The sequence below is a fragment of the Synechococcus sp. A15-44 genome (assembly GCF_014280115.1).
Taxonomy (GTDB): domain Bacteria; phylum Cyanobacteriota; class Cyanobacteriia; order PCC-6307; family Cyanobiaceae; genus Parasynechococcus.
This window is the reverse complement of sequence record NZ_CP047938.1, coordinates 1,908,098-1,929,919: the sequence shown is the minus strand read 5'-3', so window position 1 is coordinate 1,929,919 and position 21,822 is coordinate 1,908,098. Positions and strand designations below refer to the sequence as shown.

Here is a 21,822-nt window from a genome sequence, read left to right as displayed (position 1 = left end):
CGGCCAATAGGCCAGCTTTCGCTTGCTTTTTCATCAGCCTCCTAGGTGTTGGTGGTTCCCACTGAAATGTGGTTTCGTTCAAAGACCGCGAAGGATAAGGGTTTGGTGAAATGAAAGCATCTAAATTTTCTCTACATGCATCACATTCATTGTATATTTATTCCTAAAGTTATTGTTATGTCAAGTTTGCTTCCATATAGTATTTCTCCAAATAATCTCTGGAGAAATGATATTCCAACAATTTCTTGTTCTTGTCCGTTCTCGTCTAGAATATCTTATTTATCTACAACAAGAACTCTTTGTACCATACTGTTGTCACTTAATTTAGCAAATTATGACATAGTCGAATTCAATAAAATACAGTCTTTATTTTTTATTTATGCTTTATATAGTTAATAAAATCGTCATGATCAACACAGTTCTGTTCGACTAAACTTAAAGAATTTTTAAATTTTTCAATACTATTGCCTAAATTCTGCTTAATATTAAACAGATCGTACTCTTTATTGATTACATCCATATCAAAGAAATTATTGCCAGCACCCACAAGAATCCAACTTGTTTCATTAAATGTTCTATTAAAACAAAGATCAGTACCTATTGGTATTCTATATGAATATATTTCTAATATTTGTTCGAGTTGTTCTGGGATTTTGTTTTTCTTTCTAAATTCTTTCCAAAATAAAGTATCATTTCTCTTGCACAAATAGTGAAAATAAACTAAATTTAATATACTATCGGTTCTTTTTTGAAACTCTTTATTATATTCGTCAATTATTTTTTGTTCTCTATTCAAAAATCCTCCTATATTTTGCAAGAAAATACGAAGACACATAGTAGTAAGCCAAATAGAAGATGCCTCTAATGGTTCTATGAATCCTGAAGACAATCCTATAGATAAAACATTTTTATTCCAAGGAGTCTTGAAATATCCTGGAGAAAAAGAAATTACCTTTTTAATATTAGGCTTTTGTTTGATTACTTTAGATACTTCATCATAAGCTTGATCTTCACTAATATAATCACTATCGAAGGTGTATCCGCATCCATATCTACCTGAAGCAGAAGTTTTCCACATCCACCCATATTTCATTGATATTGCTTCCGTATATGGTGGTGTTTTTCCTTTGTTTTCAATTTGGAATGGTATTGCTTTTTTCATTGGTAGATAATCACGATAAGATTTAAATTTTGATTTAAATATCTTATCTACAAATAATCTACTAAAACCAGTACAATCAAACACAAAATCGCATTTATATTTCCTTTTATCATCTAAAATTAATTCTTCAACATAGTCATCTTTGTCTTGCTTTACGCTAGAAACCAAGCCATCTATGCTTTCTATTCCCCTTTCTATGCCAATTTGTCTTAAATATACAGCAACTTTTGATGCGTCTAAATGCAAAGCAAAAGAGCAATGATGATCGAAATGTGCTACTGGATTTGTATGTACAAATTTTTTCCCTGCATTAATTGAAAGAGGTATTTTATTTCTATAACTTAAAATAGAAGGCAAATAAATTTCATCTAAGTTTCTTTTATTGTAGATTTCATTTATAGCAACAAAAGAACGACAAGACTCTGTCCCATTATTAAAAAAATATTTTGAATATGGGGAAAATTTAGTTTTAAAATAAAAATCTAATCGACTATCATATATTCTAAATCCATGAAAATATGATTTTCCGTCATTGTTCCAATTTGTAAATTTTGTAGCGTTTTTAATTGTTGCCCCACAATTTGTAATCAAATCTTGAATAGAAATATCAAGATAATCAAAAAGTTCTATAATCATAGGTGTAGTGCTTTCTCCAACACCTAAGGTTTCTATTTTCGCTGATTGAATAACTTTTATATCGAGATGTGGAAAACTTCTCTGTAAAAATAAAGCAGTAATCCACCCAGAAAAACCACCACCAACTATAAAAATATTGTTCATCAAGGGCATTTTATTTGTTCACTTGTATATCTATCTCTACAGATGAAGTCTTAGGGTGAAGGGTCTTCATTCCTTTCTGTTGTTTTTCCATAAGTTTTATGTTCTTCAAATGGAGTTTTGGTATCCATTTTACCTACTCTAGCAGCGTTCCAGCTAGTGGTGCAACTCGGGGATCAGCCCCGGCGTAGCCGGGGCTGACGGCTCGCCTCCTTGACCGTTCAGCTGTGGCAAAGGGTGGGCCGGTCTGTGACCCTGTTCGGAGCACTACCACCAAAGCGAACACAGACCATGACCCTCACCCATAATGCCGCTTCCGAGCTGGCTCAGCTCATGGAGGGCACCAGTGCTGGCGTAAGGTCTGGAGCACCAACCCGCTCGAGCGTCTCAATGTCGCAACGCGAGGTGCGCTTGGCAGCGCAGTGATCAAAGGCCGCACCAACGTCGTCGGCATCTCCCCCAAAGTCGCATCGATCGTGCGGCTGGTTGGTGCTCAGCTACTGGAGCAGCAGGAGGAATGGCAGCTGGAGCGCCTCCGCTTTTTCTCGGAGGTCACCATCGCCAAGATCCCGAAGCCAGAAGAGCCGCTGGAGCTCACCGATGGTGATGCTGCAGATCAGACGATTGCAACCATCAACTGAAATCAAATTAACATCTTGCTGAATCCATACAGAACTCCACGATCGTTGAGTTGCACATTCGGCGATCAGGGTTCATGGTGGAAAATGGAGCTGAGCGATCAGCTCCCAGCAGTCAATCTCCGACTTCTCCTGTTAACCCTCCGGAAAGGATCACAGGACCGCCTGAGTGACAGGGCTGATTCAAAGTTCAGCCAGGAGCGGATTCCGGCTGCCGCCGCGCCATTGCCAGCAATGTCGTGATGTCGTGCATCACCGCCTGTAAGCCATTCCGGATCGAGCGGAAGCCAGCCAGCCTCAGCAGGTTCATCGCTGCCGTGCGCAGGGTGGCCATCACTCCAGCGCCATTGCCCCGGTAGCGGTGGGCATCTTCATGGAGCTGGGTGTCACGGATCCAGTGCCAGGCCTCAATGCTCCACCGGTCTCTCACCAGTTGCAGCAGCGCTTCTGGCGTTGTGCGCAGGCTCGTCAGGAACAAGTGGGTGGCGTGAAACGCCTTGCCGTTACGGGTGCCGCTGGCTGTGACTCCCACGATCCAGCTGGTGCCGATCCAGGCCTCGCTGATGTGCTCTGGAGCCTGCTTGGCGCGCAGCGTCCAGGTGATATCGCGGCCATGGCCAACCTCGTGATCCGTTGCCACGAAAGGGATTCTGCGCTTGCCCTGGAACTGGCAGCGGATCTGGCGGTGCAGCGTCTTCTGGTTGGCGCACTCCTTCGGAGAAGCCTTCGGCTACACGGTCAGGAGGAAGTCGGCCCCCTGCTCCTCGAGCTGCCGAAAAACGGTCGCTGGGTATGAAGCGCATCCGCCTGGATCAGCAGACCCTCAAGATCGAGCTCGACGAGCAGTTGGCGCAGCACCGCCCGCTCGTGGTTTTCGCCGGTGGCGTAGCAAGCCTGGCTGATCGCCACGCCCAGAGCGGCGGAGTACAGCGTGACCTGGGCAATGAACGCCGATTTATCACCGGCTGTGGGCTCAATCGAGCCTCTCAAGGTCTTACAGTCACAGACCAGCTGATCGAGATCCGTTGCGCCGCCTGGGATCTGGGCGATCGTCCAGTCACTGATCGCCGCGCAGATCGCCGCTACGTCCTCCTGGTGGAAGAAGTAACGAAACGAGGAATTCGATGGCGGCCGCCGCAGCTCCACGCCCAGCGCCTCGGTGAGCACGGCGTGGTGGCGAATGGCAAAGCGCTCCAGATCCCGCAAGCTCTGGCAGCCACTCAGGATTCCGAGCACGGCCACCAGCAGCAAATACCAGGCCGGGAACCGACCCCGCGCCGCATGCGCGCATCGGGGATCGACCTCAAATAGCAGATTAGGTCGAGATCGGTTGCGGCGTAGGCGCTTTCAAACACAAAGAAGAGGCGATTCCGCCGACCTCAACCCATGCTGACAACCCCGGGAAGAGTGCCTGGGACAGACTTTGAATCAGCCCTGGCCTGAGTGACACTCAAAGGGGCGCCACCTCGTCGTTTCGCCACGAACAGGTTGCGTTGGTGGCTTGTCAGTGGTGCCGGCATCCCCTGGGCCCTGCGCATCGGCGCCAGGGTCTCCAGCACTCACCCAACCGGCCAACTTCATTGTCGCTGGATAAGATGTGCTCAAGAAGATGCAGCACAACCCCGATCTCATCCTGGAGCGGCTGCGTCAGGCCTCGGAGACGGCGATCTAGCAGGGAACATTGCAGATCGAAGACGCCAGGCTGCTGATGAGCCATTTCAATGCCAGCCTGGATCAGACCACCTCCCTTGAGGGATGAAGAGCATCCGCCAGCTGGTTCAATCCGCGGGCCCTTACCTGGCTGCCGTGGTGGTGCTTTTGTTGCTTCGCAGCACAGGCCTGGCCCAGACCCTTGATCTGGTGCTTTACGACCTGATCACCAGCCAGAGGGCTGAGGGTTCCGGGCAGGACACACCCATCACTTTGGTGGGCATTGAAGAAGATGACATCAAACGCTTCGGGTGGCCGATTGATGACGGTGTGTTCTGCGAAGCCTTCGATGCGCTCAATGCCGCAGGCGTCGTGGCCATCGGCTTTGATATCTATCGGGACAAAGGCGTCGGGCCCAACCAAAAGTGCCTGCGTGATCGCTTTCGAGACGAACCCACCCTGGTGTCCATCTTCAACGTCGCGTCCGATATCCCTCCGGTACCAGGAACGCCTCCCGAACGCCAGTCGTACAACGACATCAGCGTGGATGCGGATGGTGTCTTGCGCCGCGATCTGGTGCATGTCACTGGTCAGGACGAGGCCACCGTCTCCTTCCCCATGCGCGTCCTGGAGGTGGCAACAGGGGACACCGTCATCCGTTCCTCCCTTGAAACAGAAACGCACGAAGGAGCCTGGCTCAGCGTCAATGGCGGTGGATACCACAACGAAATCGAGGCAGCTTGGGGGTACCAACGCCTGATGCGGTTCCGGGAACCCGGTAGCTATCCGAGTTACTCCCTGACCGACCTGGTCGACGGCAGCGTCCCCGAGGAGAAACTGCGCAACCGCATTGTGCTGATCGGTAGCACTGCAGCGTCATTACGTGACCTCTTTGAGGTCCCCCATACGCGGTACAGACAAGGTGAAACCTTGTTCCAGATTTCCGGTGTGGAGATGCATGCGAACCGGCTTGCCACGCTCATCGATGAACGCAACGGAACACTGATCCAGGGCTGGATTATGCCCGGATGGGGCAATCTGCTGCTGGTGCTGGGCTTCGCCGCAAGCGGCCTGCTGCTCGGCGAGCGAATCCCCAAACAACGGGTCAGCATCCTGGTGGTCGTGCTCCTGGCTGGATCGGCAGCTGGAGGGTTTGGATTGCTGCTGTGGAATCACATTTGGGCCGGCATCGCCATGCCCATCGCCGCCTTACTGAGCTTCGGTGGCGCAGCCTGGCTGCGTCGAGGTGTGGAAAGCCAGCAGCATTCGCAGCAGATCCGGCAACTGCTCGGCCAAACCACATCGCCCGCCGTGGCCGAACAACTCTGGGCGCAGCGCGATGCCCTGCTGAGCAACGGTCGCTTTATGGGTCAACAGCTTCCGATCACCTCTCTGTTCACCGATACGGCGTCCTTCACCAGCGTCTCCGAGGGCATGAGCCCACGGGAGCTGATGGACTGGCTCAACCGGGGCATGGAGGTTTGCGTGCCCGCCGTCACCCAACGGAACGGAATGGTGAACAAGTTCACCGGCGATGGCATGCTCGCAGTGTTCGGAGTTCCTCTACCAGGCGATCCCTCAGCAGAAGCGCAGGCAGCCGTCGAAGCGGCGATCGAGATCAACAACGGGCTGGAACGGCTGAACGCTGAACTGATTGCCGAGGGGGCACCCACCATGCGTGTGCGCATGGGCATCCACTCTGGTGAGGCATTGGTGGGATCCATGGGAAGTGCGGAACGGATCGAATACGCCGTGATCGGCGATGCCGTGAACTGCGCGTCACGCCTGGAAAGTTATGACAAACATCGACATGAAGGGGTTCTCAGGGTGCTGCTGTCCAGCACTACCTTGGAACTCTTGCCAACAGAATTCCGTGCATCACTGAGCTTTGAAGACTGGGGACCCGTTCAAGTCAAGGGGCGCGACAAGCCACTCAAAGTCAGTGAATTGAAATTCAAAGGAAGCTCCACCCAAGCGGCAGAAAGTCAAAAAGGAGACAAAAATTGATACAAAAGGAGCTTTAAAATTTAAGTGAGGCGCAAGACAAACCACGCAGACCAAGAGATAAGTAAAGGCATCCATTTAAAAAGAATAAACCAAATCTCGAGAACATTCTGAACGTTGGAGAGCTTCAGAACGAAAGTGACTGACGTGGACCCCGGAGATCGGTCCAGGGTGAATGAAAGTCCTCATCCGGCCAGACTGGGTCGGGGACTTCACCATGAAACGCATCCGCCACACAGCCGAGCAGATCATCCGCAAGCTCAAGACCGCTGAGCAGTTGATCGCCCAGGGCAAGACCGTCGCCGACGTCTGCCGCGCCATTGAGGTCACCCAGCCGACCTACCACTGCTGGAAACAGCAGTACGGGGGTATGCAGGCCGAGGAGGCCAAACGGCTGACCCGGCTGGAGAAGGAAAACGCCCGTCTCTAGCCGAAGGCTTCTCCGAAGGAGTAGAAGCTTCTGGCCGAGGCTGAGCTGGAGAAGGCAATGCTCTAGCCGCAGGCCCGGCGCAGCAGTAGGAGTTAGCCGAGGGAAACTTCTGAGCCCGGAACGACGCCGCAGGGCTGTTGAGGCCCTGCGCGCCCTGTTCCAGATCCCCCTCTGCCAGCAAAGTTGACGCCTCTCCATTTCGATCACCAAGTGTGCTTGAGGACATGACCAATGCGTCGTTACAGCGAGGCCGTTAAAGCTGATGTGAGGAGGCGAATGAGCCCGCCTCACATGCAGAGCGTGGCTCAGATTTCTGATGAGCTGGGCATCCACGTGATGACCCTCTACAACTGGAGGAAGACTTGGCGGCTGCAGGGAGAGGTGGTGCCGGCATCCGAGAAAGACCCTGATGGTTGGAGTGCATCCGACAAATTCACGGTGGTGCTCGAGACCGCTGGCCTGAACGCCACTGAGCTCAGCGCCTACTGCCGTGAGCGGGGGCTGTACCCAGAGCAGGTCGACCGTTGGCGCCAGGCCGCCCCTACCTGGCCTACGGCCAGCGTGCCGGAGGCACTTGATGCCAATGAAAAGCCAGTGCTCACCTTGTAGACGCAGTCCGGCGAGCTTGCCGAGCCGTAAGAGCAGAAAGAGCTGGAGAAGCTCCGTGCCCAGGACCAGAAGGAGATCAAGGCTCTCTAGCCGAAGGCTTCTCCGTAGGAGTAGAAGGAGCTGCAGCGCAAGGAGAAGGCCATGGCGGAGATGGCGGCCTTGCTGGTGCTGCGAAAAAAGTGGGAGGCCTTCTGCTCGGAGGACGCGGAAGGCTGACCAGCGCCGCTCACCGCCGCAAGGCGATCGAGCTGATCAGCGAGGCCCATACCGCTGGTGCAGGCCTGGTCAGCGCTTGCAGCGAGATCGGCATCTGCCTGCGCACCCTCAAGCGATGGCGCCAACGCCTTCTTGGTGATGGGGACGGTGGGGACCGCCGCAAGGCAGCCCCCGCCATAGTCCCCATCGCCTCACGGCCGAGGAGCGCCAGAGGATCCTGCTCACCTGCAATCAACCCCAGTACGCCGCTCTGCCACCGAGTCAGATCGTGCCTGATCTGGCTGACCAGGGGATTTTTATCGGTTCAGAGAGTAGCTTCTACCGGGTGCTCCACGAGCATGACCAGGTGCACCGTCGCGGTCGTGCAAGGCCACCGCAGGAGCCCAGACGGGTTCCACGGTTGCGGGCCACAGGCCCGAACCAGGTGTGGAGCTGGGACATCTCCGATTTGCCCACCACCGTGCGTGGGATCTGGCTCTATCTCTACCTGGTGATCGACATCTGGAGCCGCAAGGTGGTGGCCTGGGATGTTGCTGAGCGAGAAGATCCAGCCATTGCAGCCGATCTGGTCAGCCGGGCCTGCCTCCGCGAGCGGATCAGCAAGGGCCGGCAGCAGCCGCTGATCCTCCATGCCGATAACGGCAACGCCTAGCCGCAGGCTTCTCGAAGAATTGCGGGCAGCCACGCTGGAAAGCCGCTTGGAAGAACTGGGCGTCCTCAGATCCTTCTCTCGGCCCCGGGTCTCCAACGACACCCCGTACTCGGAATCCCTGTTCAGGACGGTGTAGACGAAGTCCCGCGGAGCGGACAGTATCGACCTGATTACCCCCGCAAACCATTTGCCACCAAAGAACAGGCGTGTCAGTGGGTCGCCGAGTTCGTCGACTGGTACAACCACCAACACCGCGTCACGATGGCCAGGCCGTGGAGATCAGCCGGCACCGCGGTGTGGTCTACGAACGAGCCCGCCACCGCCATCCAAGGCGATGGTCAAGGTCAACCAGGTGCTGGCGTCAACCGGAGGTCGTCTGGATCAATCAGCCGACGGATGAACTCAATGAACCAGGGCAGCTAGCCTTGATGCAGGCCGCCTGAACGGCAGCCCAGAAGTGACACCTTTCCTGAAAGTCACCGGCCTGACCGCGCAGGTGTTCGATCACCCAGCAGGTGGCATCGGCCTTGGCGGCCTTGTTGCCCTCTTCTGCAAGGAGGGTGGCCTCCAGCTCGGCCAGGGCCTGCTGGCGATCATCTGGTTCATCGCTTTCGAGGCGCTGGGCCAGCAGGCCGATGGCGGTGGTGAGCTCCTGGGCCTCGATGCCCAGCTGCCAGAGGGAGCCGGAACGCTGCAGGGAGCAGGACGGCCCGGCGGCCTGGGGGAGAGATGGGGAGAGAGGCGCGGCGGGAGCAGTGAGGACAGCCATGGGGATGCGAATGGAAACGAGGAACAAAAGGAACGGGGTGGCGTATGCCGCTCAGGCGGCGAGGGGCTTCGGCGAGAACGGCGGCGGCACTTCCATCACCACCACCGGCACCGGCGAGCGGGAGGAGCAGTGGCGGGCCTGTTGCACCAGCGAGGCCGTGCCTGCCCCACCGGGGAAGGCGATCACCAGCACCGAGGCGCTGAACGCTGGGGAGGTGTGGGCCTGGGCCTCGACCAGGGCCTGCTCGAGCAGGCGCCGATTGCGGATGGGCCCAGCACGGCGGCCATAACGGCGCCAATCAGCGGCGAGCGACTGGACGCGCCAGCCGCGCTGCCATGGAGCAGCAGATGGACAGGCCGGCCCCCGCTGCGCTGAAGCAGAGCAGAGTCGATGCGCGCCTGAGGCCAGATGAGATCACGACCACCGCCAGCGACGATGACGACCGAGCGATGGGCCAACGCCGGCGGCGGCAGGAGGCCAGGAAGAGGCAATGCAGCGGCCTGGGCCACTGCAGCAGAGGACAAGCTCATGGGCTACAGAGCAAACAAACGGGGCAAGTTGTCCGAGAAATTCATTGCCGCAGGCGATGGGCTCGGGGCCTTTGGCGCTGACCTTATTCTAGCAGTTCAAATGCACTAAGAACCGATCAGAGTGGCTGCGGCGCAATGGATTGACGCCTGGCAAGCTGATCAGCCGGCAGCATTGAAAATTGATAAGCAAGACCACCAGATTCACGCCTGAATGCCCGGCTGGCCGCTGCAAGCCACGGCGCAGCCGTGGCACGCTGAAGGACGGCCGCTGTCGCACCGATAGGTGCGCTCTGCAGATCGATACGGAGTCCTGCGGTGTCTGCTCAGCCTTGCGTCATGGAGCGCAGCGAGGTGAAAGCTGCGTGGGTCGTTCAAGCCGTATCTGCCGACCATTTTGAGTGAACCTTGAATTCGCCGGATCCTTATTCAGCGAAGCGGCCGTTTCCCTGAATAAGGGGCGACTTTGCACTTGCCTCTCGCATGTCCCGCTTTCGTCTCGCGTGCCTGCGGCATGACGGGCATGCCCCCCGGGCGCCCCCAGCCTTGACCGGCTGCCGGAGGCAAAACATCTCACCAAACATCTCACATGCGGCATTTTCCTTGTTGAGAAGTCAGTTCTAGCAATGAGACTGGGCGATTTATGACTCAGCCCTCCAAGCTGATGACACGGGTTCGATTCCCGTCACCCGCTCCGATCACAGCCGCAGGTTCGAGGTTTCCTCTTCGGCGAGCAACAGCACGAAGCTCCGGCTCTGCAGCGGAATCTCCACACCGCTGAAGCTGGCTGGCTCGGCTGGGAAATCCTTGGGACTGGGCAACGAGGTGTCGATCACCCGCGTCCAGGGGGAGGCGGGAACCGGTAGCTCAAAACTGAGACTTTCCTTGTAGGCGTTGAAGCCCATCCACAGCAGGGCCCCGCGGCTGCCGCTGTGGAGGCTGGTGGCCGTGGTGCGGCTCCAGGCCGCCCAATCCGGTTTGGCCAGGCTCACCCCGTGCCATTGACGCCAGAGATCGCTGCGCTGCTCCGATGGTTGTTCCGCTGATTTGCGGTTGCTTTCCCGTGGCGGCACCAGCGGATTGAACAGTTGCGGCAGGGCCTGGCGCAGCCGCAGCAGCCGCTGCAGAAATTGCTTCAGCTCCAGGTCGCACTGGTCTTCATTCCAGACCATCCAGCCCAGGGGGCTGTTCTGGCACCAACTGTTGTTGTTACCCCCTTGGCTGCGGCCCACTTCATCGCCCATCAGCAGCATCGGCACGCCACGGGCCAGCAACAGCGAGCTGAGCAGGTTGCGTTGCTGCCGCCGCCGCAGGCTTTGCACCAGGGGGTTGCTGCTGGGGCCTTCGATGCCGTGGTTCCAGCTGTTGTTGTGGTTCTCGCCGTCGCGGTTGTCTTCGCCGTTGGCCAGGTTGTGCTTGCGGTTGTAGCTCACCAGATCCGCCAGGGTGAAGCCGTCGTGGGCGGTGATGAAGTTCACCGAACGCCCCAGGGCCACGGGCTTGCCGTCATAGAGATCGGGACTGCCCTTGAACCGCTGGGCCAGGCTCCAGGTGCTGTGGTCGTCCCCTTTCCAGAAGCGCCGCACCCCGTCGCGGAAATGGCCGTTCCAGGTGCCGATCCGCTTGGCGGGGAAGTCGTCCAGCCGATAAAGACCCCCGCAGTCCCACGGTTCGCTCACCAATTTGAGGTCACTCAGCTGTGGATCGGCCTCCATCGCCGCGAACAGGGGCGGCTCATTCAGGGGTTTGAGCTGGTCGCCGCGGCTCAGGGCAATGCCCAGATCGAAGCGGAAGCCATCCACCCCCAGTTCCAGGGCCCAGCAGCGCATCGACTCGAGGATCAGCTGGGTGCTGATCGGCGCATTGGCGGCGATCGAGTTGCCGCAGCCGCTCACATCCTGATAATCGCCGTCCTCGTTTTGGTGGTAATAGACGTTGTCGGCACAACCCCGCCAGCTCAGGGTGGGGCCATGGCGGTTGCCCTCGGTGGTGTGGTTGTAGACCACATCCAGCAGCACTTCGATGCCGGCGTCATGGCAGGCGGCCACCAGTTGGCGCACCTCATGGCGGGCCTGCAACGGATCGCTACTGCTGCAGTAGCCGTGGTGGGGTGTGAACCAGCTCAGGGGGCTGTACCCCCACACGTTGTCGCGGCCCGGGGGCGCATCGGCCGGGTCGAAGCAGAACACCGGCAACAGCTCCACCGCCGTGATACCCAGTTCCTTGAGGTAGGGCAGCTTCTCAATCAACCCGAGGTAGGTGCCGCGGTGCGCTGCAGCAACTCCGGCATCCTCGCGGCGGGTGAAGCCCCCCACGTGCAGCTCGTAGATCACCGTGCGTTGCCAGCTATGGCGTGGGCGCGGATGGGCCTGGAAATCAAACAGATCCCTCTCGCACACCACCGCCTTGAGGCAGGCATGGGCATTGGGTGAGGGGCCGGTGGCCAGCACCCGGTCGTAGACGTCCCAGCCGCTGATGGCGCGGGCGGCGGGGTCGAGCAACACCTTGGAGGGGCGGAAGCCATGGCCCCCTGGTGCCAGTGGCCCGAAGACGCGGTAGCCATAACAGCAGCCTTCGCCGACTCCTTCCACCTCCACGTGCCAGTAGTGGCCCGAGCGGTGACGTCGAACATCCAGTTCGATCACCCGTTCCGGGCTGCGGTCGTTGCTGTTGCTGTAGAGCAGCAACTCAATTCGGTCGGCCCCGGGGGCCGCCAGCACGAAATTCACCCCCCGCCTGGTGAGGCTGCTGCCCAGGGGCCAGGGAGAACCGGGGTGAATGCCATTCAAAGCCCGTTGGGGCATCTCGACTTCAAACTAGTGGTTTGGTCCATTGTTTTGAACCAATGGCGATGACCACCACACTTGAGGCCGGTCGGCCGCCGCAGCAGCTGCGAGACGACCTCTGGCTGTTTCCGCCCAACCGCGACAGCCAGGGCGGCAGTTCCTGGTGGCTGGATCTGGACCCCGAGCCCGTGCTGGTCGACTGTCCGCCGTTGACGGAGGCCAGCCTCACTGCTCTGCGTCAGCTGGCGGGAACCCGCAGCCCGAGGATCCTGCTCACCAGCCGTGAAAGCCATGGGCGCCTGCGTCGGGTGCAGGAGCGCCTGGGCTGGCCCGTGCTTGTGCAGGAGCAGGAGGCCTATCTCTTGCCCAATGTGGAGCCGTTGGAAACCTTCTCTGAGGACCACACCACCGCCAGTGGTTTGCGGCTGTTGTGGACGCCGGGTCCGACGCCGGGAAGCTGTGTGGTGTTCGCTCCGCCACCAAAAGACCTGTTGTTCTGCGGGCGTTTGCTGACGCCATGGGCGCCCGGTCGGCTCGCACCGATGCGCCATGCCCGCACCTTTCACTGGCCCAGGCAGCTGAACAGTCTGGCCAAACTCAGGGACTGGATTCCTTTAGATGCCAGTCCTCAACTGCTGTCTGGGGCTGCGCTTGGTGCCTTGCGTGGGGAGCGGCTCGTGCCCTTCAGCGGTTGGAGCGATGCCGCAGACAACTGCTAAAGCGTTGCGGCACAACACGTTTCGCTTGCAGCAACCGGTTGCTCTCCATACGATTGAGCCGCTTGGGGAAGGCAGCGGCGAGCCCACGACGCCGTATCTGAGCCGTCTCCCGCCCCCCGACTCTCTCGAACCAATGAACAAAGCTGATCTGGTGAATCTGGTGGCTGCTCGCACCGAGCTCACCAAGACCGACGTTTCCATGGTTGTCGACGCCGCTATCGACACGATCATCGACTCTGTGGTGGAAGGCAAGAAGGTGTCCATCCTCGGTTTCGGTTCCTTTGAACCCCGTGAACGTTCCGCCCGTCAGGGTCTGAACCCCAAGACCGGCGAGAAGATCGCGATTCCCGCCAAGCGTGTTCCCGCCTTCACCGCCGGCAAGATGTTCAAGGATCGCGTTCAGGGCTGATCAGCGCCTCAACCTCGTTCTCCGGGCGGCCCAGTCGGTCGCCTTTTTTGATGGCTGTTTCAGATGATGGCTGTTTCTGGTGATGGCTCTTCCAGAGCATCTGCAGCACCAGCTTGAGGCGGGTCGCGCACTCGCTGCCAGCGGTGGCTACCGCGGCCGTTTCGCGCCGTCGCCCACGGGGCTGCTCCATCTGGGCAACCTGCAGACGGCCCTGCTCTCGTGGCTGGCAGCGCGTCAAGCCGGTGGGGCCTGGTTGCTGCGCATCGATGACCTTGATACGCCGCGCAACCGCGCCGGTGCGATCGAGGCGATCCAAAGCGATTTGCGCTGGCTGGGTCTGGAATGGGATGGGCCGGTGCTGCTGCAAAGCGAGCGGCGTGGCGTCTACCACTCCTGGTTGTCGTGGTTGCGCCGATCCGGATGGTTGTTCGCCTGTCGCTGCTCCCGAAGGCAGCTTGCCGATCAGCCGATCTACCCCGGCGTCTGCCGGACGGCTGGGCACCACTGGGGCTGGCAGCAGCAGCGGCTCCCCAGTTGGCGACTTCGGGTTGCCGACGACGATCCCCATGGCAGCGGCGATGTGGTGCTGCGGCGAGCCGATGGCTTCATCGCCTATCAGCTTGCCACCGTGATCGACGAACTCAGTTTCGGCATCAACGATGTGGTGCGTGGTGCGGACCTGCGCGAGGCCCTGCCCGCCCAGCGCAGCATCTTTGCGGCCCTGGGTGAAGCTGCGCCCCGCTTCCGCCATGGCCCGCTGCTCTGTGATGCCAGCGGCCAGAAACTCTCCAAGCGTGAGGCCAGTGCAGGCTTAAAACCCTTGCGTGACGAGGGGCTGGATGCGGCTGCGGTGATTGGTCGTTTGGCCTCAGGTCTTCAGCTGGTGGCCCCTGAGGCGCGTCTCAGTGCAACAGAGTTGCTCGAACACTTGACGCAGCAGGCAATCAATGCAGTGATTTCTTAAGGAACACTTCGGGATCAGGCGTGGGTTTTCGACCCACACTGAATTCATCGTCAGATCCCTTGGATCATGTGCACGTGCACCATTTGTGGTGGTAGTGGGATGCAGCGGGTGTCGGGAGATCGCTTCCGAACCTGCATCGTCTGTCTTGGAACGGGTCAAATCAGTTCAGCGGTGCAATCGGCACCGCTGAACCACCAGCCCCTGAACACCCCTGGCCTGGCCAAACTCAGCTGTCCAACCCGGCCCCTGGCTTGACCCTCAGCCGAGGGGAGTCTTCTGGTCGTTCTGGATCACGAAGTAGGTGGCCGTTGCCACCACGATCAACAGCGGCACCGCAGTGAACAGCAGCAGGGCAATGGCAGTCCAGTCGGTGTACACGGCGGGGCGATGGGTCGAAGTTGAGGCATCATCTCAGCAAATCGCCCCCCTGTGCCCTGCTCGCGCGCTCCGTCACAGTCCTGCTCATTCTTGGTGTGATGGCCCCTGGGGTGAGGGCATCGCCTCTGGCCGCTTTCCAGGTCCGTGCTCAGCGCTGCCTTGAGCACAGCCATCTTCAGCTCTGTGAACAAGCCTTGATCGAGGCGGAGGCGCTGCAGCGACAAGCCTCCGCCCGCAGTGCCTACCCATGCCAGACCCTGCTGCTGGGTGTCCAGGCGGATCTGGTGATGCAGCAGTTGGAGGCCGGCCGCGGCGTTCAGGCCATGGCTGACCTGCAGGCGGCCATCCGCGGCTGCGCTGGGCTCTGAAGCGCCCCGTTATTGGCCCACAATCACCGGCGGTGTGCTGCCCCCGCGAATGGGAGGAACCACTTTGGTTTGCCCGTCCCACTTGTCGAGGAACAGCTTGTAGAGGACGCTGTCATTCAAAGACCGGGTCAAGGTCTGAAACTTCAGGGCTTCTTGCTCGGCGATCTGAACTTCTGTTTTGGCGCGCAGAAGCTGCTGTTGAGCGATCTGCTTTTGCTCGATCGCTGCCCGGTATTCCTCGGCGATCTTCAGGCCCGTGATGTCCAGGCCTTTAACGGCCACATAGTCGAATTTGCTCAGTTCATTGGAAACGCTTTCTTGAACAAGCGTGGAGATATTGTTCCAGTCGGTGGCAATCGTATCGAGTTCATATTTTGAGAACACCGACTTCAGGGATTTCAGCAGCGATGGCTGAATAACCCTTGCATAGATTGCGGAATCGTCGGTGGCAATCGTGCTGTAGATCCTGGGTGCTTCACCGGGCTTCACTGCATATTTCACCGTGGCTGTCGCTTCAATCACCTGCAGGTCTTTGGTGAGCGTTGAGAATTTTTCGGGGATGACCTGCGTTCTGACGCTGAAATTATGAGTCGACTGAATGAACGGAAGTTTGAGGTTCAACCCCGGCTCTCTTGGGGTGTTGGAGACTTTGCCAAGGGTGGTGACCACGCCAACTTCACCAGCGGGAACAACAAACACGCTGGAAAGCAGAGCAATGCCTCCAATGAAAACCGTGGTCACGCCCACCACTGTTTTGGTGATCTGCTCCGGTTGGGACTTGGATTGCATGCTCCTGGCCTGAATCGATGCTTCAAACAGTAGTGATGGCGCGTTAGTGATGCGAAAAAAAATTCTGATGATGTCTGGGCTGGAGATGCTGCGATTTTCCTCGGGTCGCTGATCGAGAGTTTTCGTGGCTCCGAGTCGTTAAAAAATGGAATCGTTGATCAACATCACTTCACCTTCCGGCGTTGAGGGTGTTCACGTCATTCGTTGCCAGCGGTGATGCGGCCAGCGATGAAGCCAACGCCTCCAGCGATGACGGCGGCCTGCAGTTGCCAGATCAGGCGTCGATTGCGCCAGGCCGTGTTGTTGAGCCAATCCCGGTGGCAACCGCCAGGATCAGAAGGATGATCAGGCCAGCACGGCTCAAGCTGTTCATGCGGCTTCAGCGTCTGCGCTCACGGTGCATCCAGCTGATCCAGTCAGCAGAAATCTCCTGGGGACAGACCGCCTCACATTCGAGATTGCTGCTGCAGCTGCCGAAGCCCTCGGCCTCCATCTGGCGTTGCATCGCGTCGGCACGGCTGGTCCGTTCCGGCTGCCCCTGCGGCAGCTGACCAAGATGAGCCAGCTTGGCGGCCACGAACAGGCTTGCCGAAGCATTGCGGCAGCTGGCGACGCAGGCGCCACAACCAATGCAGGTTGCTGTGCTGAAGGCGCTGGTGGCCTGCTCACGCCCAACGGGCAAGGCGTTGCCATCCGGGGCCTGGCCTGTGCCGGTTGAGCAGTAGCCGCCCGCCGCGATCAGTCGGTCAAAGGCCGAGCGGTCCACCATCAGATCCTGGATCGGAGGGAAGGCCGTGGCTCGCCAGGGCTCCAGGGTCAGCACCGCGCCATCGTCGAATTCCCGCAGGTAGAGCTGGCATGCGGAGGTGGCGGCCCGAGGGCCATGGGCCTGGCCGTTCACCAGGAAGCCGCAGCTGCCGCAGATGCCTTCGCGGCAGTCGTGATCGAAGCTCACCGGCCGTTCTCCGGTGCTGATCAGTTGCTCGTTGATCTGATCAAGGGCCTCCAGCAGCGAGAGGTCGGGGGAGACATTCTCCAGCCGATGGCTCTGGTATTCACCGGGTTGGTCGGCGCTGCGTTGCCGCCAGATGCGCAGGGTGAGTTTCATTTGTAGCTCCGGGTGCTGGGTTGCAGCGCGGTGAACTGCAGCGGTTCGCTGTGGCGGATCGGCTCACCGTCGTCCTTGTGTTCCCAGGCGGCGATGTGAGCGAAGTTGACGTCGTCCCGCTGGGCTTCGCCCTCGTCACTTTGGTGTTCCTCGCGGAAGTGGGCGCCGCACGACTCCTCCCGGGTCAGGGCATCCCGCAGCATCAGCTGAGCCAGCCCGAAGAAGTCCTTCACCCGCAGGGCTTTCTCCAGCTCGGCATTGGGGCCGCTGGCTTCGCCGGGCACCCGCACCTCGGCCTCAAACCGCTGTTCGAGCGCCTTCACCTGGGCCAGCCCCTGCCGCAGACCATCGGCATGGCGGCTGATGCCGCAGCGATCGATCATCACGCTGCCCAGCTCGCGATGGAAGCTGTCCACTGGGGTGCTGCCTGCGCTGTTGATCAATTGGCTGATGCGGCGGCGGGTGCTCTCCAAGGCCTCGCGGCAGGCCGGGTGATCGGCGGCTACATCCTGCGCCGGGTTGCCCGCCAGCCAGGCCGTGACCGTGGACGGCGCAATGAAGTAGCCATCGGCGAGCCCTTGCATCAGGGCGCTGGCGCCCAGGCGGTTGGCGCCATGTTCGGAGTAGTTCGCTTCCCCCAGAACAAACAGGCCAGGGATCGAACTCATCAGGTGGTAGTCCACCCAGAGGCCACCCATTGTGTAGTGGGGGGCCGGATAGATCCGCATCGGCTTGGTGTAGGGGTCATCGCCGCTGATGCGCTCGTACATCGTCATCAAGTTGCCGTAGCGGGCGGCAATGGCGTCTTTGCCTTCGGCTCTGATGGCATCGGTGAGGTCGAGGTACACCGACCGCCCTCCTGGGCCTACACCCCGCCCCGCGTTGCAGAGTTCTCTGGCCCGCCTGGAGGCGACGTCCCGCGGCGTCATGTTGCCGTAGGTGGGATAAAGCCTCTCGAGGAAATAGTCGCGTTCCTCTTCCGGTATCGCATCGGGTTGGCGCGTCTCGCCGGGGTTCTTGGGCAGCCAGACCCGCCCGTCGTTGCGCAGGCTTTCGCTCATCAGTGTCAGCTTGCTCTGGAAGACATCGCCACTGGGAATGCAGGTGGGATGGATCTGGGTGAAGCAGGGATTGGCGAACAGCGCCCCTTTGCGGTGGGCCCTCCAGATCGCACTGGTGTTCGACTTCAGTGCGTTGGTGGAGAGGAAGTAGACGTTGCTGTAACCGCCGGTGCAGAGCAGAACGGTGCGGGCGGTGTGCACCTCCAGCTCACCACTCAGCAGATGGCGCGCCACCACGCCACGGGCCACCCCATCCACGGTGATCAGTTCGAGCACGTCCCGGCGGGTGAGCAGTTGAACGCGGCCCAGCTCCACCTGGCGCATCAAGGCCTGGTAAGCGCCATAGAGCAATTGCTGGCCGGTCTGCCCCCGGGCATAGAAGGTGCGGCTCACCAGGGCCCCGCCAAAACTGCGGGTGGCCAGGCTGCCGCCGTATTCGCGCGCGAACGGCACCCCCTGGGCCACGCATTGATCGATGATGCCGCTGCTGATTTCCGCCAGCCGCTGGCAGCCCGCTTCCCGGGCGCGGAAGTCGCCTCCTTTGATGGTGTCGGCGAACAGGCGGCTGACGCTGTCGCCATCCACCGCCACAGAACGTGCGGCATTGATGCCTCCCTGGGCCGCCACCGAATGGGCACGCCGCGGGCTGTCGTGAAAGCTGAGCACCGTGACCCGGTAGCCCTGTTGGGCCAGAGTCGCCGCGGCGGAAGCTCCCGCCAGGCCGGTGCCCACCACGAGCACGTCCATCTGCCCTTTGCGCAGAGGGCTGATCAGCGGCAGTCCTTCGCGGGTCCGTCGCCAGGCATCGGCGAGCGGCCCGGTGGGAATCCTTGGATCAGGCAAGCCCTTTGTCATGCCAACCCTCCAAGGGCCAGTCCCAGGCTGATCAGCAGGAAGCCTCCCCCGATTCCCGACGCCAAAAGGCGACCTCCCCAGCGGATGCTGGGGCCGTTGGTCGGGTTGAGCAGACCCAGGTTGCGGTGGGCTGCTTCCGCGCCGTGGAGCAGATGCAGGCCAATGGCCAGGCTGCCGGCGGCATAAACCACCAGGTTGATCGGCTGCAGCAGCACCTGCAGCAGCACCTCTCGCTCCAGACCGTCAGCCGGCCGTGGCCAACGCAGTTGCTGCAGGTGCAGGGTGAGAAACCCCAATGTGATGAGGCCAGCAACCAGCTTGCTTCGGCTGGCAAGTGCCTCGAGCGGTTGACCGCGACGGCTACGCAGCGCAGACGTGTTTCCAGCGCGCCGATTCTGCAGCGTTTTGGCGATGGTGCAGCTCAGATGCACGGCTGCGGTGGCGGCCAGGCCGACCTCCAACACCGGCAGCCATGGCTGGTGATGCAGGGCCGTGGCGTAGTGCTCGAACTGCACCGGTGCCATCAGCGCGGGCAACAAACCGGCCAGATGAACCACCAGAAACAGCACCAGCAGCAACCCGCTGATGGCCGAGCCAATGCGCATCAAGGTTGGATCCTGCATGAACCCCAGGCCACAGGATTTCGGCTGGGACGATACCTGCGATCGACGCGTTGTTTCGACATCAGGGTCGTCATTGATTCCCAGTCCAATCGTATTCAGATCGTGGAAAAGGCTGGTTCCGTGCTGGTCGCCGTCGTTCAACCTTGTCATCGTGGGGAGGTTGTGAACGCTGGCTGGCGTGAGGCTGAGGTCCCGTCGTTGGACATGGCGGCTTGTCTGGGTTGCTCTGGCCTGCGCGCTCAGCCTGTCGATGGCGCAGTTGGGATGGAGCGCCAAGGCCGATGTCGACCCGAGGCCCACTCCGATCGACTGGGGGTCGGCTCCGGTGGAGCGGGTGGAACCAGCAGGGCCGCCGCTTCGGATCGGCGCCTACGTCACCAACATCAGCGATATCGATCTCCTGCAGGACCAGTTCTCTGTGGAGATGTTGCTCTGGACCACCTGGGCTGGTGATCCGCAGGCCGATCCCAGTGATCAGCTGATGATCCTGAATGGGATTTATGACGGCGACATTCAGCGGTTTGAGCGGGTCAGCCATGAGCAAACTGAAGCCGGGTCTTGGACGCTTTATCGGGTGCGCTCGGCCGTGGTCAAACGCTGGCGGCTGCAGCGCTATCCCTTCGACGACCAAATTCTGCACATCCAGATCGGTCTGGCTGATCCGCTGGCGTCCGTGAATCTGGATGTTGCTGAACCGGATCCCTTTGCTGTGTCTCCCGGTCTGGTGTTGCCGGGCTGGATCTTGAAGCAGCCCGGTGCCTATGCCTCCAGCATCAGCCTGATGAGTGATCTTGGGCGCCCGTTGATGGATGGAGAGGTGCTTCGTCGTCAACCGGCCGTGTCGCTTGATCTGCTGATCCAGCGCCGCAGTCTCCTGTTCGTGGCACCTGATTTTCTCGGCTACATGCTCGCGATCGGGTTGTGCTGCATGAGTTTGCTGATTACCCACAGCCGGGATGATCTGATCCTGGCTGCTGTGGTGTCAGCGGGGGGCAATTTTGTCTACATCGCTGGGAAGCTGCCGGTCACAGCCATGGCGGGCTTCATCGGCAATCTGCAGCTGATTATTTTCCTGGGGATTTTGTATGTGGTGGCGGCTGATGAGTTGATTGACAGCCATCTGATTGTTCTCAACGAGCGCGTTTCCCAGGTGTTGCGCGTGCTGCTGTTGCCCAGCTATGTGGGCATCACGCTGCTCGCCATTTTCATGATCATTCCGTGACTGAACCATCCCGCACCGAGATGACGGAGTCGCAGACCAAGGGGCTGGGGGCTCTTTTGACGTCGTTCTTGACGCTGGTCCTCCTGGCTCTGGGAGCCCTGTCGATTCAGCCCCGGCTGTCGGAACGCCGCGAGCTGCTGCCCGATCGATATGTTCTCACTGCCGATGAAGTTGCAGCGCTGCCGCAAGGCACGCTTCCCGTGGTGTTGGATCGACGCCTCGGTCAGGATCAGAACGACTTTCGCTTTCGCCTGCTGAAGCTGGTGCTGGAGCGCAGCAGTACACCATTTGCCCTGGGTTTCAGCTCTGCCGTTCAGCCGCAGGATGAGGCGATTGCAGCGCTCGCGGAAGGGCAGAAGCCGGGTCGGCGGAACCCTCTGCGGCTCTCGGTTGGTGTTTACGGTGCCGGCCCTGAGTTGAACCGTCGTCTGCGGGCGGTGCCCATTCCGGTGACGGGTGGAATCCTCGGGCTGCGGGCAGGATGGACCAATCAGGCATCCCTGGCCGAACTGCAAACGATCCGCAGCCTTCAGGACCTCCAAGGCATCGTTTTGGTGCAAGGACTGGGCTGGAGCGATGTTGAAATTTTCGATCGTGCTGGGTTGCGCACCTACACCGCCCGGTCGGAAAAATTGCTGCGCTTGGTGAATGACAACCGGGTGCAGTTGTTCCCCCGCGGTGTGGCGGAACTTGAAGCGGAGGCTTCCGTGGTGAGGTCGTTGTACCCGCAGATGCTGCTGGATCCCCATCTGTTGATTGTTTATCCCTTTGCGGGTTTCTTCTATGTGGCTCCAGAGAACACGGAGCTGGCAGCCGCGATTCAGACCGGTTTTGAACGGGTGATCGCCGATGGCTCGTACCAGCGCCTTGTTGAAGAAGCGATCATGACGCCCTGGTTAAGGCGCCAGCTCAAACTGCGGTCGCGAAGGATCCTGGTACTTCAGAATCCTGAGGCGGGTGACGTGTTGGCTGATGTGAATCCAGACCACTGGATTGTTCCCTGGAATGATCTTCTCAGTGGAAGGATCACCAGCGGGAATGATCTCTGCTCGTCTTCGGGATTGAAGCGGCTATGTGTTAATTAGACGCGCACTGAATCCTGCTGA

Annotated in this window: 20 protein-coding genes and 2 pseudogenes; 12 read left to right on the top strand and 10 right to left on the bottom strand. The window is 58.9% G+C overall.

What is annotated here, in order from left to right:
• Positions 1-373: 373 nt before the first annotated feature.
• A complete protein-coding gene (locus tag SynA1544_RS10795) occupies positions 374-1,951 on the bottom strand; it encodes a tryptophan 7-halogenase (RefSeq protein ID WP_186513564.1) in 1,578 nt (525 codons plus the stop codon).
• A gap of 341 nt (positions 1,952-2,292) precedes the next feature.
• On the opposite strand from SynA1544_RS10795, the pseudogene SynA1544_RS15080 reads away from it, so the two are divergent.
• Positions 2,293-2,580, top strand: a pseudogene (locus tag SynA1544_RS15080) (transposase); the annotation flags it as partial.
• A 187-nt stretch (positions 2,581-2,767) separates the two neighbouring features.
• Here SynA1544_RS15080 and SynA1544_RS10785 read toward each other — a convergent pair.
• Positions 2,768-3,271 (bottom strand): annotated as a pseudogene (locus SynA1544_RS10785) (transposase); the annotation flags it as partial.
• Positions 3,272-3,315: 44 nt separating this feature from the next.
• Positions 3,316-3,891, bottom strand: a complete 576-nt coding sequence (locus SynA1544_RS10780) for a transposase family protein (protein WP_186515556.1) — start codon at positions 3,889-3,891, stop codon at positions 3,316-3,318.
• Between the two features lie 441 nt (positions 3,892-4,332).
• Between SynA1544_RS10780 and SynA1544_RS10775 the strand changes: the two genes are divergently transcribed.
• The 3 genes from SynA1544_RS10775 to SynA1544_RS14845 all read left to right on the top strand — a co-directional run bounded on the left by SynA1544_RS10775 (position 4,333) and on the right by SynA1544_RS14845 (position 7,270).
• Positions 4,333-6,234 (top strand): CHASE2 domain-containing protein, encoded by a 1,902-nt coding sequence (locus tag SynA1544_RS10775; RefSeq protein WP_186513561.1) that lies wholly within the window; start codon positions 4,333-4,335, stop codon positions 6,232-6,234.
• A 214-nt stretch (positions 6,235-6,448) separates the two neighbouring features.
• Positions 6,449-6,661 carry a transposase gene (locus SynA1544_RS10770; RefSeq protein WP_186513558.1) on the top strand — a complete coding sequence of 71 codons (213 nt, stop codon included), beginning with the start codon at positions 6,449-6,451 and terminating at the stop codon, positions 6,659-6,661.
• A gap of 231 nt (positions 6,662-6,892) precedes the next feature.
• Positions 6,893-7,270 carry a transposase gene (locus SynA1544_RS14845; protein WP_255477600.1) on the top strand — a complete coding sequence of 126 codons (378 nt, stop codon included), beginning with the start codon at positions 6,893-6,895 and terminating at the stop codon, positions 7,268-7,270.
• Between the two features lie 86 nt (positions 7,271-7,356).
• On the opposite strand, the gene SynA1544_RS14840 is transcribed toward SynA1544_RS14845, so the two are convergent.
• Positions 7,357-7,611: a hypothetical protein gene (locus SynA1544_RS14840; protein WP_255477599.1), complete on the bottom strand. Its 255-nt coding sequence runs from the start codon at positions 7,609-7,611 to the stop codon at positions 7,357-7,359.
• Positions 7,612-7,754: 143 nt separating this feature from the next.
• Here SynA1544_RS14840 and SynA1544_RS14835 point away from each other — a divergent pair, with 143 nt between their 5' ends.
• Complete coding sequence (locus tag SynA1544_RS14835; protein WP_255477598.1) at positions 7,755-8,138, top strand: DDE-type integrase/transposase/recombinase; 384 nt, start codon at positions 7,755-7,757, stop codon at positions 8,136-8,138.
• Positions 8,139-8,523: 385 nt separating this feature from the next.
• On the opposite strand, the gene SynA1544_RS10760 is transcribed toward SynA1544_RS14835, so the two are convergent.
• A complete protein-coding gene (locus SynA1544_RS10760) occupies positions 8,524-8,907 on the bottom strand; it encodes a hypothetical protein (RefSeq protein ID WP_255477597.1) in 384 nt (127 codons plus the stop codon).
• A 37-nt stretch (positions 8,908-8,944) separates the two neighbouring features.
• Between SynA1544_RS10760 and SynA1544_RS10755 the strand changes: the two genes are divergently transcribed.
• The gene (locus tag SynA1544_RS10755; RefSeq protein ID WP_186513556.1) at positions 8,945-9,196 is read left to right on the top strand and encodes a hypothetical protein; all 252 of its coding nucleotides are present in this window, start codon (positions 8,945-8,947) and stop codon (positions 9,194-9,196) included.
• Between the two features lie 936 nt (positions 9,197-10,132).
• On the opposite strand, the gene SynA1544_RS10750 is transcribed toward SynA1544_RS10755, so the two are convergent.
• Positions 10,133-12,238: a glycogen-debranching protein gene (locus tag SynA1544_RS10750; protein ID WP_186513555.1), complete on the bottom strand. Its 2,106-nt coding sequence runs from the start codon at positions 12,236-12,238 to the stop codon at positions 10,133-10,135.
• 41 nt (positions 12,239-12,279) lie between these two features.
• Here SynA1544_RS10750 and SynA1544_RS10745 point away from each other — a divergent pair, with 41 nt between their 5' ends.
• The 4 genes from SynA1544_RS10745 (at position 12,280) to SynA1544_RS10730 (ending at position 15,058) form a co-directional block, all read left to right on the top strand.
• Positions 12,280-12,939, top strand: a complete 660-nt coding sequence (locus SynA1544_RS10745) for an MBL fold metallo-hydrolase (RefSeq protein ID WP_186513553.1) — start codon at positions 12,280-12,282, stop codon at positions 12,937-12,939.
• A gap of 133 nt (positions 12,940-13,072) precedes the next feature.
• Positions 13,073-13,348: an HU family DNA-binding protein gene (locus tag SynA1544_RS10740; RefSeq protein WP_006850925.1), complete on the top strand. Its 276-nt coding sequence runs from the start codon at positions 13,073-13,075 to the stop codon at positions 13,346-13,348.
• Between the two features lie 82 nt (positions 13,349-13,430).
• Entirely contained in the window at positions 13,431-14,312 is an 882-nt protein-coding gene (gene gluQRS, locus SynA1544_RS10735; RefSeq protein ID WP_186513552.1) for a tRNA glutamyl-Q(34) synthetase GluQRS, read from the top strand.
• A 476-nt stretch (positions 14,313-14,788) separates the two neighbouring features.
• Positions 14,789-15,058, top strand: coding sequence for a hypothetical protein (locus SynA1544_RS10730; RefSeq protein ID WP_255477596.1), 270 nt, complete (start codon positions 14,789-14,791; stop codon positions 15,056-15,058).
• Positions 15,059-15,067: 9 nt separating this feature from the next.
• Here the strand turns inward: SynA1544_RS10730 and SynA1544_RS10725 are convergent, their stop codons facing one another.
• From SynA1544_RS10725 to SynA1544_RS10710, 4 genes are all read right to left on the bottom strand, one after another.
• Positions 15,068-15,847 carry a prohibitin family protein gene (locus tag SynA1544_RS10725; RefSeq protein WP_186513550.1) on the bottom strand — a complete coding sequence of 260 codons (780 nt, stop codon included), beginning with the start codon at positions 15,845-15,847 and terminating at the stop codon, positions 15,068-15,070.
• 379 nt (positions 15,848-16,226) lie between these two features.
• A complete protein-coding gene (locus SynA1544_RS10720; protein ID WP_186513548.1) occupies positions 16,227-16,955 on the bottom strand; it encodes a succinate dehydrogenase/fumarate reductase iron-sulfur subunit in 729 nt (242 codons plus the stop codon).
• Positions 16,952-18,871, bottom strand: coding sequence for a fumarate reductase/succinate dehydrogenase flavoprotein subunit (locus tag SynA1544_RS10715; protein WP_186513546.1), 1,920 nt, complete (start codon positions 18,869-18,871; stop codon positions 16,952-16,954). The genes SynA1544_RS10720 and SynA1544_RS10715 overlap by 4 nt, the downstream gene beginning before the upstream one ends.
• A complete protein-coding gene (locus SynA1544_RS10710) occupies positions 18,868-19,494 on the bottom strand; it encodes a succinate dehydrogenase cytochrome b subunit (RefSeq protein WP_186513544.1) in 627 nt (208 codons plus the stop codon). Before SynA1544_RS10710 ends, SynA1544_RS10715 begins: the two co-directional genes overlap by 4 nt.
• 250 nt (positions 19,495-19,744) lie before the next feature.
• Between SynA1544_RS10710 and SynA1544_RS10705 the strand changes: the two genes are divergently transcribed.
• A complete protein-coding gene (locus SynA1544_RS10705; RefSeq protein WP_255477595.1) occupies positions 19,745-20,716 on the top strand; it encodes a hypothetical protein in 972 nt (323 codons plus the stop codon).
• Entirely contained in the window at positions 20,713-21,801 is a 1,089-nt protein-coding gene (locus tag SynA1544_RS10700; RefSeq protein WP_255477594.1) for a transporter substrate-binding domain-containing protein, read from the top strand. Before SynA1544_RS10705 ends, SynA1544_RS10700 begins: the two co-directional genes overlap by 4 nt.
• Positions 21,802-21,822 lie beyond the last annotated feature (21 nt).